The sequence below is a fragment of the Streptomyces sp. NPDC054841 genome (assembly GCF_053611045.1).
Genome location: NZ_JBSGZO010000281.1, coordinates 1 through 11,197 on the forward strand (window position 1 = coordinate 1; position 11,197 = coordinate 11,197).

Genomic DNA, 11,197 nt, shown 5'->3' on the forward strand with positions numbered 1-11,197 from the left:
GTCGGGGCCTTCGTCAAATTGCCCGGTGAAGGCAATGGCGGAGGATACGAGATTCGAACTCGTGAGGGATCGCCCCCAACACGCTTTCCAAATGTTGGTCTGGGCGTCCGGCGAGGGCCGGGGACGTTCTGACCTGTGGTGGAGTGGATTGTGCAGTGACGTCCGGACGCAACTGAACGTGGGTGAATGAGACCAGATCTGAGACCACGAGGTGACGGGCGGGTGGCTCACGTCGTTCGGTGGGTGCTGCACCCAGGCCAAATTCCTACTTGTTTGATAATGTCGGTCCCGTGAGCGAGATTCCTTACAGCGTCGGCGAAGGGCCAGCCACCAGGGTCAGCCTCTCCCTCCCCGAGGGGACGGCGGATGCGATCCGCCGACGGGTCGGCAAGCGTGAGTTCTCCGCGTTCATCACCGAAGCGGTGGAGCGCGAGCTGCGCGGTCAGATCTTGGATGAGTATCTGGCCGACTACGAACGCCGTCAGGGGCCGATCTCCGAGCACGAGCAGGAGCGGGCACGCCGGGTCTTTGACGAGGTGTTCGCCGAGGAGGGGCAGTGGCCCGCCGCAAGCTGAGTCACGAAGGCACCCTCGTTCTCGACTGCGAGGGCCTGTCGAAGTTCGTCAGTGATCACGAGCCCGTCGTCGCCCTCATCGCCGAAGCCCGCAAGCGGGGCATGGAAGTGGTCATCAGCGCACTCACCATCATCGAAGCGGTGCATCGCCGGACCGACAAGGCGCGGCTCGCCTGGGTCCTGTCCGGCGTGCGGATCGTGCACATCGGCGACGAGGAGGCCAGGGCCGCCTCAGCCATGCTGATCAACGCCGGGCTGCATGGTCACAAGTACGCCATCGACGCTGCCGTGGCCGAGACGGCGCTGCGTCAGCGCCGCCCGGTCGTCATGCTCACCTCGGACATCGACGACATGACGAAGCTCTGCGGCGACAGAGTGCGCCTCGTCGCCGTGTAGTCGACGCCCAAGACCCGAACGCCGGGACCCAAGGTCGAGCGCGGCGGGGCCGGTGGACCAGTCGGTGGCACTCAGGGCCGTGAACGGTTGCGCGGTCGGACGGCTCGTCTTTCATGGTGCCGTGAGGCGCAGCAGCCGCGCGTTGGCCGCGTCCGGCGCGAAACGGTCAGGGGCGAATTCCGCGGCGGACCGAAGTCCGAGCCACACCAGCATGGCGTGGTGTTCCTCATGCGCCGGGTCGGCGAGGATCACTTTGAGATCGCTGTAGCCGGGGGCGCCGCCGCAGTCCTCGGGCGGGCACGCCCCGGCACCGTCCACGCAGTGCGGATAGTGGATCCCGGCTGAGGCTGTCCGGAACTCTTCCACGGTGATGAGGTGCTCCCAGGAGTCCCCGAAGTCGTACGTGTACACACACTGGGCACCCGGCTTGAGCAGGGCGCCCAGTGTGGCTGTGCGCTCGTTGTGGAATCCGAGTTCCCCGTCGGAGCGGCCGTACCGGACGCCGTCAATGGTGAACGCATGCATGTGGCAGTTCTGCCAGCCCATCGCTTTCTGGATCACGGAGTGGAGCCGGTCCAGGCGGATCGTGGCGGGCACCAGCAGCTGCCGCCAAACCCGGGGGCCGTCCACGTCGGCGAGCTCGACGAGGATCCGCAACACCGCGTCGCCGGGCTCGGGCTCACCGTGCATCCGGGCCGTCTCGGTACGGCCGTCCGCCGTCAACTCGCCGCTGTCCTCAGTGAGATGGACAGCGCCCAGGGAGGCGAGGGCCTTCAGGACCCGTTGGATGTCGTGGTCGCCCGCGGTGCGCAGATGTCCCAGACGGTCGGGGGGCAGGTCATCGAGCACGTACAGCGGGCTGACCGCCTGCCACACCACCTCGTACAGGTCACTGAGCGGCACCGGGATCGTCGCCGTGTACAACCGCTGCAGCAACGCCCGCAGGCCCCGGTCGTACTCGTGCGCGAACAGGGACTCCAGCCAGCCGGACACCGTCACGGCCGGGCCGATGTGCGGTAGCGCGCCGAACAGCGCGCCACGCAACTCGTCGGGGCGGTCCAGCAGCTTGGCGTTCTTCTTCACCGGCAGCAGGCGCCCGCCCGCGGTCCGCAGTAATCGTGCCGCCTTCGCCCATTCGACCAGCAGTGTGAGGTGGTACAGCTCCTCGCTGGACTTCGTCTTGAACCTACGGTCTCCGATCACCGGGTCCATGCGGTCGCCGGTGTCCAGAACCTCCACCAGTGCTCGCGCGTCGGCGAGCGTCACACGGCCGGTCTGGGTCAGCTTGCGACCCGCACCGACCCAGCCGACCAGCGCTCGCACCTGCTCGACGGTCCTGCCTACTGCCTCATCCATGCTGATCCACGCGCTCCGGCTCGATTCCGCCCCGTTGCCACCAAGCCCAGGATGACAGGCGGCAGGCGCCAGGCGGCTGGTCCGGAGTGCACTCACGTGCACTCCGTAACGGGGCATGACGAGGGCGTGGCAGACTGCGACGGTGACCACGTATGACGAGGAACTGCTGGCCAGGGTACGGGAGATGAGGGAGCGCGGCAGCGCGCCGAAGCAGATCGCGAAGGCGCTGGGGCTGCGTCCGGCCCAGGCCACCGCGCTGGTGCGGCGGGTCGCCGAGGCGGCGCAGGCGCACACTCCACCACATGAGCGGCAAGTGGTGGGCTGCTGGGTCAACGCGGGTTGGAGCGCGGGACTGGACATGACCGGGGCCCCGGACTGGGCGGCGGCCGACCCGATCGGCCAGGAGCCGGATCCAGACGCGGGTGGCTTCGCCCAGATCCTGCTGGCCCGCCAGGAACGGGCCAGCAGGGTGACCGTCACCGGTTTCCTGGTGGATCTGTACTGCTTGGGAGTGAAGAACGTGACCGACCCGGAAGTGATGGGCTCCGGCTCCCTGACCACATACGTACCGATGTACTACTCGGCTTTCGACCACCCGGCGCTGTCGATCAGCGTGGAGCAGGCACAGACGATCGTGCGCGACGCGGCCACCTACGCCGCCGGCCTCGGCTTCGAGCCCGCGGCCGGCTTCACCGACGCCGCCGTACACCTGGGGACCCCGCCCGGCGATCGGCCCACCATCGGCTTCGGCCGGGACGGCAAGCCGTTCTATTTCTCCGGTCCCTACGACGACTCGCGCAAGGTGGTGCAGACGCTGGAGCGCACCTGTGGGACCGGCAACTATCACTATGTCGCCCACTTGTAGGAACGGGACGTGAGCGGCACGAAGCAGGGAATGCACGCAGTGACACCGGTCGAACGGCAACAGGAACCCACCGACGCTCCGCGGGTCCGGCACACCGAGCATGAGGCGCAGGCCAGCCTGCTGGCGGTGCTGCGTCTGTGCGCCGCAGAGAAGGTGCGGTGCAGTGAGAAGACCCGTCGCCCCGGCGCCGCCACTGTCGCGGCGGTCGCCGACGTCCTGGAGGGCGGCGACTTCTATGAGCACGAGGCCATCGCCGCCTTCGCCTGGCCGATGCTGCTCCAGGCAGGCGGCCTCGCCCAGCTCACCGGCGGTCGGCTGGCGCTGACTCCGCGCGGACGGGCCGCGCTGACCCGGCCGGCGCACCTGACCATTCCTCAGCTGTGGCAACGCTGGCTGAACAACGGCCTCCTGGACGAGCTCTCCCGCGTCGAAGAGATCAAGGGCCAGCGCTCGGCGAACGTCCTGACTGCCGCCAAACCGCGCCGCAAGCTCGTCGGCCAGGCACTGGCCGGCCTCACCCCGGGTGAGTGGACATCCATCGACGTCCTGTTCAGCAGGATGCGAGCGACTGGTCTGAATCCCGTCGTCCACCGCAGTGAACGCGCCCTGTGGAAGCTCTACCTGGAGGATCCCCAGTACGGCAGCCTCGGCTACGACGGCCACCACGGCTGGTCCCTCCTCCAGGGCCGGTACACCCTGACGGTGCTCTTCGAGTACGCCGCCACGCTCGGCCTCATCGACATCGAGCACGTCGCCCCGGAGGGCGCCCGCGACGACTACCGGCACAACTGGGGCGGCGACCACCTCGACCGGCTCAGCCGCTACGACGGCCTGACCGCGGTCCGCCTCAACCCTCTCGGTGCCTACGCCGTCGGCTTCACCGGCGACTACGCCCCCACTCCAACAACGGCCGTCCCTTCGGGAAGGGTCACCGTCCAGGCGAACTTCGACATCGTCGCTCTCGACGGGCTGCCCTCGGCCGACGCACTTCTCCTGGGCACGTTCGCCGACAGGAAATCCGACCGGGTCTGGACGCTCAGCACCGCGTCCCTCCTGAGCGCCCTCGACCGCGGGCACACTCTCGACGAGTTCCGCCGCTACGTGGACCAGGCAGCCTCGCACCCTCTGCCCCAGACCGTCACCACGCTGCTGGACGATACCGCCCGCCGCACCGGCCGACTCCGTGACACAGGACAGGTCCACCTCATCGAGTGCGCGGACGAGGCACTGGCAGCCCTCGTTGTCAGCGACCGCCGCCTGCGCGCGTTGTGCACCCGACTCGGCGAACGCCACCTCGTGGTCTCCCCTGAGAAGCTACCGGCGTTTCGCAAGGCCACTCGCGCCCTGGGCTACCTGCTGGGATGAGGCGAACAGACTACTTAGGGGCGCCTCAGGACCGGGCCCGGGGCGCGCGTCGATTTCAGTCAGCATCGCTCGATGATGCCAGGGAGGCGGACCACCGCTTTAGGAGCGAGGTGGGGCGAGTTGGGCCCTGACCTGGGTATTGCTGGCTTCGGCGCCTGCGGCCCCTGGGCCCTGCAGGCAGCCGCGGTTCCCCGTGAGTCCCCGCTCGATCTGGCACGGATCTGGCACGCGGGCCCTCCGCCTTGACACGTTCACGAGCAACGGCAGCACGACTCCGAAGCCATTGCCGGGGTGTCCGACAGTGAACGTCTCACTTTGCATTCGTAGCCGACGGCGCCACGGATGGCTTCATCGCTGAGAGGGTTCTGCTGCGCGGGTCTCGGTCGGCCTAAGCGGCATCCCACAGGTGCCGTCCCGGGTCTGCTCGCGGAGCCGGGCGATGGTGGCAGCCAGTTCGTCGTGCTCGTCCAGGACGGCCTGGTGGAAGGCGACGGCGACGTCGAGGGTGGGCGTCATCGAGGTAAGGCCCGCGACATCGAGTTCGGCGCGTAGGGCGCGGACACGGTCATCGAGCAGGGGGGTGCCGGCGTCGCGGATGAGCGAGCGATGGCGGCGTTGATCGTTGCAAGTTCGGGTACCGAACCGGCCGTCGGGCAGTTTCCGCAGCCAGCCGCGCTCGGCCAACCTGACCTGAGGCCTTGCCCCCTGCCCACGTTCGGTCAGCAAAGGTGCGGCTCTCCAGGAGCTCCTGGAGTGCCGCACCTCAGCACGGCACCCGAATCACACGGCTACGCGCTTCCAGCCAGACTGATTCAGAACGCCATGCCCCAAGGGCCCACAGGGGCCTTCGCACCTGGCAGCGTAGAAACTGATCATGTCGGGCTCCTCCAGCTCAAGGTTGCACTTCACCGTGGTGTTTGCGCCCTTGGTGTTCTCGCACCATCCGTAACTTCCGCGGTCTGTGGCGTAGTAGCCGCCTGCTCGGTGGCCATCGGCCTTGGTGTCGGTTATGTACACGTCATCACCCGTGGACTGCCAGCACATCTTGGCCCCGGTGGTACTAACGCAGGTCTCCGCAGCGCTTGCCTGCGGAACCAGCACCACCCCAACCAGTGCGATCACTGTGGAACCCATGGCAGCCGCGCGCCCGAAAGTACGCCGCATTCCCATATTGCAAACCCCCGTTGGAAAAAAGACCTCATCGACCACCGGAGGCTAGCATGATCCTTTGCGACATCCCGAGCACGTGATCGAACGCCCACCACGCCTCGCTGCCGGCACCTCCATTCCGCCCAGCAGATGGGGGCAGATGCGCCTGCCACACAGGGTGGGGCCAGAATCACCGCCATGTCAGACACCTTCTGGGACGCCCTCGGTGCCATCGGCGGCACCTTGGCCTTCGGTGGCGTCGTGTTTGCAGGGATACCTCACGCGCGCATCGCTGGAGGTCAGCCAGCTCATGACCGCCGACGCGATCCGCAGCCGACTCGACTCCCAGGCCCCGGGAGTCACCCTCAAGCCGGCCCAAGGGTGACCAGGGGGAGCACCAGGTCGGTGGAGCGGCTTTGGGCGGGAGCTGCCATGGGGCGAGAGATCGGGGCCCGTACGCTGGTCGCGAATCGGGCAGTCTCTGGACCTGCCCGCAATAGCCCGATCTGGGCCCCGATCTTCGAGGCTCGCCCCATGGTGGTTGCCTAAAGCCGCGGAGCCGACCGCCCCAGCCCCGTGCCGGCCGTTCTCTCTTCGGTGGCTCGCGCCGCGCGCGTCCGGCGGCCGGGCGGAGCGGGGCGGAGACAGGAGCGTCGCCCGGCGCCAAGCCGGGCGCGCGGCGAGCGGAGCGAGCCCTTGAAACCCGTGAAGAAAGTTGTTACTCAGGTCGGGCCTGGATCCGCCACAGCGGGGGCGTGTACTGCTCTGGGTGGCTGCTGATCAAGAGCTGGCGTAGGGCGCCGCGCTGAGTGACACCTCCGGCGGCTGGTCCCGCATCCGTACTCCCCACCTGTCCCTCGCCGACGCTGCGGCCACCTGCCGCGACACGGCCCGCCTCGCCCCGGACGTTCCGGCGCTCGCACCCTTCCGGCCGTACGTCCCGCCCGTACACCTCGACGCGCCCGAACCGGTACCCACCGCCCGCCTGGCCTCCGAGACAGCGGAGGACTGAGCGATGCGCACTCAGCGCGTCCGCCTGGACCCCGTCCTGGTCCAAGCGGCCATCGCCGCAGCGCTGTCCTTCGCCCCACCTTCACGACCTCGCTGCGGCGGCCGGACAGGACGGGTGGAAGGCGTGGGCCTACCCGATCAGCGTTGACCTGCTCCTCGTCGCGGCCTGGCGACGGCTGCGCTCCGGAACGGCGAAAGCCGCTGGTTGGTGCTGGTTCGTCGTCGCGCTGACCGCATCGCTGGGCGCCAACGTCGCCACAGCCGGCCTGCTCGACCTCGGCGACGTTCCGGCCTGGCTGCGCATCCTCGTCGCCGGATGGCCCGCGGTCGCATTCCTCGGCGGAACGCTCCTCGCCCACGGCGCCCCGGACCGCGACGAGGTGCCGGTACCAGACCAGGACGAGGAACCTGCCCCGCCCGTGACCCCGACTTCCCCCACCCCTGAACTGCCCGCTGCCGATCCGCAACCGGCCGCACCGCCCATCGCCGTCACCGTCCTGCCCGCCCTCGTCGCCCTGGCCCGCAAGGTCGCCGACGACCACCGGACACGGACCGGGACGGACCTCGACACCTCGACCCTTCGTACCCGGCTCGGCGTCCCGCTCCCGCTCGCCGAAGCCATCGCCGCCCAACTCACCTGACCCCCGGAGGACTTTCCACCGTGCATCCGTCCACGCTCCGCGCGTTGAAGCGCGCCGCCGAGCTGACCCGACAGAACCGCCTCACCGAGGCCGTGCTCATCGCCGAACCGGTGATCCTCGCCGCCGACGCCTACGAGGGCGACGAGATCTTGCGCTGGCTCGCCGACCACGTTGCCGACTTCACCGGCGAGACCACTGAGGAGGTCCGCTGATGCCCCCCAACCGCCGCTTCCGCAACGTCGTCCGCATCGGTCCCGTCCAGGTCGGCACCTCCTACGACGGACGCGGCCGCGAGAAGCACATCGCCGCCTGCACCGCCCCGCGCTGCGGCTTCTCCAACGACTACGACAGCCGCGCCGCCGCCGAACTCGCCGCCCGCACTCACCGCTGCCGCGTCCGCTGAGGAGATCCCGTGACCGTCTCCCTCCCGCTCGTCTTCGTCCTGGGCGTCATCGCCTGGGCCGCGATCAAGTTCCTCGGCGTTCGCCTGTGGGTCGCCGTCGTGATCGCACTGTTCGGCTTCTGGCTCTCCCACACCTTCCTCGCCCCCGCCATTGAGTCCGGCACCCGCTCCGGAGTCGACGTCGTCAACGACACCAACCGCTGAGAGGAGCTCCGCCATGTTCCGCCCCAAGCTGCCCGACGTCCCCACGCCGCCGCCGACCCTCACCCCTCAGCACCACCACAGCCCGACCCCCACCGCCGGCCGCTCGCTCAGCCCCTACGCGGGCCCGGTCGCCGCCGTCCTTGTCGGCGGGGTCGTCCTCACCGCGCTCCTGGCGGCTGTCGCCATCACGGCCATCTCCGTGGCCATCGCTGCCGTGGTCCTGCGCTCGCTCCTCAACGGCGCCAACGGGCGCTGACCGGCCGCCGGGGCGGCAAACGCCGCCAAGCATCCCGCCGCCCCGGAGCCGTCCCTTCCCACCGTAGAAACAGCCGAGAGGAAGTCCCATCATCACCCGGCAGACTCCGCCCCCGCTGGCGGAACTCTCCATGCTGGCCTCCCTCGGCACCATGCCCGAGCTGGCCCGCCAACTCTCTGGCCTGGGCGGCTGCACCCACCCCGTGCGCCTCGACGGCCACCGCACCGAATACGCGGTCGACACAGCAACCGGCGAGATCGGCCGAGCCCTGCACCACCTCGACTCGTCGGCCCTCCCCGCCGGCCAGCTCCTCGTCCGCTGCAACAACCGCCGCTTAACCCGCTGCCCGGCCTGCGCGGAGACCTACCGCCGCGATACCTACCACCTGATCACCGCCGGACTGCGCGGCGGCAAAGGCACTTCGGACGAGGTCGCCACACACCCACGCGTCTTCGCCACCTTCACCGCCCCCGGCTTCGGCCCGGTCCACAACCGCCCCTCAAGCGGCCGCCCCTGCCGCTGCGGCACCCGCCACCACCAGGACGACAATGCCCTGGGCACGCCCATCGACCCGGACACCTACGACTACGAAGCCGCCGTGCTCTGGAACGCCCACGCCGGAGCCCTGTGGCGGCGCTTCTCCATCTACCTCCGCCGGGAAGTTGCCAAGCGCGCAGGCCTCACCCAACGCGCCTTCCGCGAGCATGCGCGCATCTCCTTCGCGAAGGTGGCCGAGTACCAGAAGCGCGGTGCCGTGCACTTCCATGCGGTGATCCGCCTTGATGGCCCGGAGGGCGGCGACACCTCACCGCCTACCTGGGCGACGGCAGAGCTCCTGACGGAGGCCATCCGCGACGCCGCCACCGCCGCCCGCGTCGACGGCCCGGAGGTCGACGGCCGGACGCACAGCTTCGTCTTCGGCCGTCAGCTCGACGTCCGTACGATCCGCTCCGCTGACTTCGACGACGGCCAGGAGCTCACCGAACGAGCCGTAGCGTCGTACATCGCCAAGTACGCCACCCAAGGCGCGGAGACGGCGACGGGCACCCTCGACCGGCCGCTCAAGTTCCTCGCCGAGCTGATCCAAGCCCGCATCACCGAACACGCCCGACGCATGATCCGCGTCGCCTGGACCCTCGGCGCACGCCCCGAGCTCGCCGAGCTCCGCCTCCGGGCCTGGGCCCACATGCTCGGCTTCCGCGGCCACTTCTCCACCAAGTCCCGCCGCTACTCCACCACCCTCGGCGCCCTCCGCACCGCCCGCGCCGACTGGCGCCGTGCCCAAGCCACTGCGGCCGTCGAGACCGAGCCGGCGGAAGCGACCCTCGTCCTCTCGCACTGGGTCTTCGCCGGAACTGGCCTCAGTGCGAAGCCTGGCTCGCCGCATCCCTCGAACCCGCCCCCGGAACGGAAGGAGAACCGACCCATGCCTGAGGCTCAGGCCACCGCCACTGAGCTGGACCCCTTCGACCCCTCCTTGGTCCTCCTGACCGTCGAGGAGGCGGCCCGACGGCTCCGTATCGGCCGTACGACGTGCTTCCGGCTCGTGCTGGCCGGAGAGATTGAGTCGGTGACGGTCGGGCGGCTGCGCAGGGTCCCCGCCGATGCCATCCCCGCGTACGTGGCCAGGCTGCGCCACCGACCCGCCCAAGCGGCCTGAGGAGGACGGGCATGCCAGAGAACAAACGCACCCGTCAGCCCAACGGGGCCTCATCCATCTACTTCGGCAAGGACGGAAAGCGGCACGATCGGGTGACCGTCGGCGTCCGTGATGACGGCAAGCCCGACCGCCGTCACATCGAGCGGAAGACAAAGGCCGAGGTAACCAAGGCTGTCCGCGAGATGGAGCGGGCCCGGGACGACAAGAAGCTCCGGAAGCCGGGGAAGCGCTGGACCGTCCAGAGCTGGCTTGAGCACTGGGTCGAGAACATCGCCAAGCCGTACGTCTCCGAGAACACGTATGACGGGTACGAGGTGGACGTTCGCGTGCACCTGGTCCCGGGCCTGGGTGCCCACCGGCTTGAGCGGCTGGAGCCCGAGCACCTGGAGCGCTTCTACCAAAGGATGCAGAGCACAGGCAGTGCGGCCGGCACCGCTCACCACGTGCACCGCACCATCCGTACCGCCCTCGGCGAGGCAGTAAGACGAGGGCACATCCCCGCCAACCCGGCCGAGATCGCCAAGGCCCCGCGCCTCGAAGAAGAGGACATCGAGCCGTACACGATCGAGGAGGTGCAGAGCCTGCTTGTCGAGGCGGCAAAGCTGCGCAACAGCGCGCGGTGGGTCATCGCCTTGGCTCTCGGTCTGCGTCAAGGGGAAGCGCTCGGGCTGCACTGGGAAGACGTCGACCTGGACGCGGGATACGTCCGCATCCGCAAGAACCGGCTCCGGCCGAAGTACGCAGCATGGCTGCGGAGACCACCCGTGCGGCCGGAAGGCGGGCTACTGCCCCCAGCGGGAGCAGACCCGTCGTGAGCACAAGTCCACCAAGTCCCGCGCCGGACGGCGCACGATCGGCCTGCCCGATCCGTTGATCAAAATCCTCCGTCAGCACCAGGAGGCACAGGAGAGGGAACGCATCTCGGCCGGCGCGGACTGGGAGGGCAAGGGATACGTCTTCGCCTCACCGACCGGCGGGCCCCTGAGCCCGAACACCGACTTCCACGTGTGGAAGCGACTCCTTCGAGATGCGGGCGTACGAGACGGACGTCTCCATGACGCCCGCCACACTGCCGCGACCGTGCTCCTGATCCTCGGAGTCCCTGACGTCGTGGTCGACGCGATCATGGGTTGGGAGCCCGGGGGAGCGGCCCGCATGCGCGCTCGGTACATGCACATCACCGGCCCGATGCTCCGCAAAGTCGCCCAGCAAGTCGGAGACGCCCTCTGGGAGCCACCGGGTACGGCCGGAAAATCCAACTGAGACGGAAACTGAGACGGAGAACGTCGAAGGGCCCCACCGCGAACGGTGGGGCCC

General features: G+C 69.1%; 11 protein-coding genes and 4 pseudogenes. 13 read left to right on the forward strand and 2 right to left on the reverse strand.

Translation table 11 applies throughout. The features are described from left to right. Positions 1-290 precede the first annotated feature (290 nt). Positions 291-575: a hypothetical protein gene (locus ACWGI8_RS29330; protein WP_453665413.1), complete on the forward strand. Its 285-nt coding sequence runs from the start codon at positions 291-293 to the stop codon at positions 573-575. Beyond that, positions 557-970 carry a DNA-binding protein gene (locus ACWGI8_RS29335; protein ID WP_453665414.1) on the forward strand — a complete coding sequence of 138 codons (414 nt, stop codon included), beginning with the start codon at positions 557-559 and terminating at the stop codon, positions 968-970. The genes ACWGI8_RS29330 and ACWGI8_RS29335 overlap by 19 nt, the downstream gene beginning before the upstream one ends. 111 nt (positions 971-1,081) lie before the next feature. On the opposite strand, the gene ACWGI8_RS29340 is transcribed toward ACWGI8_RS29335, so the two are convergent. After that, positions 1,082-2,326 (reverse strand): plasmid pRiA4b ORF-3 family protein, encoded by a 1,245-nt coding sequence (locus tag ACWGI8_RS29340; RefSeq protein WP_453665416.1) that lies wholly within the window; start codon positions 2,324-2,326, stop codon positions 1,082-1,084. Positions 2,327-2,468: 142 nt separating this feature from the next. On the opposite strand from ACWGI8_RS29340, the gene ACWGI8_RS29345 reads away from it, so the two are divergent. Together ACWGI8_RS29345 and ACWGI8_RS29350 are read left to right on the forward strand one after the other, a co-directional pair. Next, on the forward strand, positions 2,469-3,191 hold the full coding sequence (locus ACWGI8_RS29345) for a hypothetical protein (protein ID WP_453665418.1): 723 nt from the start codon (positions 2,469-2,471) through the stop codon (positions 3,189-3,191). A 9-nt stretch (positions 3,192-3,200) separates the two neighbouring features. Further along, positions 3,201-4,556 carry a helicase-associated domain-containing protein gene (locus ACWGI8_RS29350; RefSeq protein ID WP_453665420.1) on the forward strand — a complete coding sequence of 452 codons (1,356 nt, stop codon included), beginning with the start codon at positions 3,201-3,203 and terminating at the stop codon, positions 4,554-4,556. Between the two features lie 348 nt (positions 4,557-4,904). Here ACWGI8_RS29350 and ACWGI8_RS29355 read toward each other — a convergent pair whose 3' ends face one another. Then, complete coding sequence (locus ACWGI8_RS29355) at positions 4,905-5,240, reverse strand: hypothetical protein (protein ID WP_453665422.1); 336 nt, start codon at positions 5,238-5,240, stop codon at positions 4,905-4,907. Between the two features lie 1,264 nt (positions 5,241-6,504). Between ACWGI8_RS29355 and ACWGI8_RS29360 the strand changes: the two are divergent. The 9 genes and pseudogenes from ACWGI8_RS29360 to ACWGI8_RS29400 form a co-directional block, all read left to right on the forward strand. After that, a pseudogene (locus tag ACWGI8_RS29360) lies at positions 6,505-6,717 on the forward strand (FtsK/SpoIIIE domain-containing protein); the annotation flags it as partial. A 3-nt stretch (positions 6,718-6,720) separates the two neighbouring features. Continuing rightward, positions 6,721-7,357, forward strand: a pseudogene (locus ACWGI8_RS29365) (DUF2637 domain-containing protein). 20 nt (positions 7,358-7,377) lie between these two features. Next, complete coding sequence (locus tag ACWGI8_RS29370; RefSeq protein ID WP_453665424.1) at positions 7,378-7,569, forward strand: hypothetical protein; 192 nt, start codon at positions 7,378-7,380, stop codon at positions 7,567-7,569. Then, on the forward strand, positions 7,569-7,760 hold the full coding sequence (locus ACWGI8_RS29375; protein WP_453665426.1) for a mobile element transfer protein: 192 nt from the start codon (positions 7,569-7,571) through the stop codon (positions 7,758-7,760). The genes ACWGI8_RS29370 and ACWGI8_RS29375 overlap by 1 nt, the downstream gene beginning before the upstream one ends. 9 nt (positions 7,761-7,769) lie before the next feature. After that, a complete protein-coding gene (locus tag ACWGI8_RS29380; protein WP_453665428.1) occupies positions 7,770-7,964 on the forward strand; it encodes a hypothetical protein in 195 nt (64 codons plus the stop codon). Between the two features lie 13 nt (positions 7,965-7,977). After that, positions 7,978-8,220 (forward strand): SpdD protein, encoded by a 243-nt coding sequence (locus ACWGI8_RS29385; RefSeq protein ID WP_453665429.1) that lies wholly within the window; start codon positions 7,978-7,980, stop codon positions 8,218-8,220. A 130-nt stretch (positions 8,221-8,350) separates the two neighbouring features. Beyond that, positions 8,351-9,654: pseudogene (locus tag ACWGI8_RS29390) on the forward strand (replication initiator). Then, the gene (locus ACWGI8_RS29395) at positions 9,647-9,880 is read left to right on the forward strand and encodes an excisionase family DNA-binding protein (RefSeq protein ID WP_453665431.1); all 234 of its coding nucleotides are present in this window, start codon (positions 9,647-9,649) and stop codon (positions 9,878-9,880) included. The pseudogene ACWGI8_RS29390 and the gene ACWGI8_RS29395 overlap by 8 nt, the downstream one beginning before the upstream one ends. An 11-nt stretch (positions 9,881-9,891) precedes the next feature. Continuing rightward, positions 9,892-11,143, forward strand: a pseudogene (locus tag ACWGI8_RS29400) (tyrosine-type recombinase/integrase). The last annotated feature ends 54 nt before the right edge of the window (positions 11,144-11,197 follow it).

Excerpts from the sequence above, each read along its gene's own strand:
- ACWGI8_RS29395 (WP_453665431.1), top strand. The coding sequence starts at position 9,647 with ATGCCTGAGGCTCAGGCCACCGCCACTGAGCTGGACCCCTTCGACCCC.
- ACWGI8_RS29340 (WP_453665416.1), bottom strand. The coding sequence starts at position 2,326 with ATGGATGAGGCAGTAGGCAGGACCGTCGAGCAGGTGCGAGCGCTGGTC.
- ACWGI8_RS29375 (WP_453665426.1), top strand. The coding sequence starts at position 7,569 with ATGCCCCCCAACCGCCGCTTCCGCAACGTCGTCCGCATCGGTCCCGTC.
- ACWGI8_RS29385 (WP_453665429.1), top strand. The coding sequence starts at position 7,978 with ATGTTCCGCCCCAAGCTGCCCGACGTCCCCACGCCGCCGCCGACCCTC.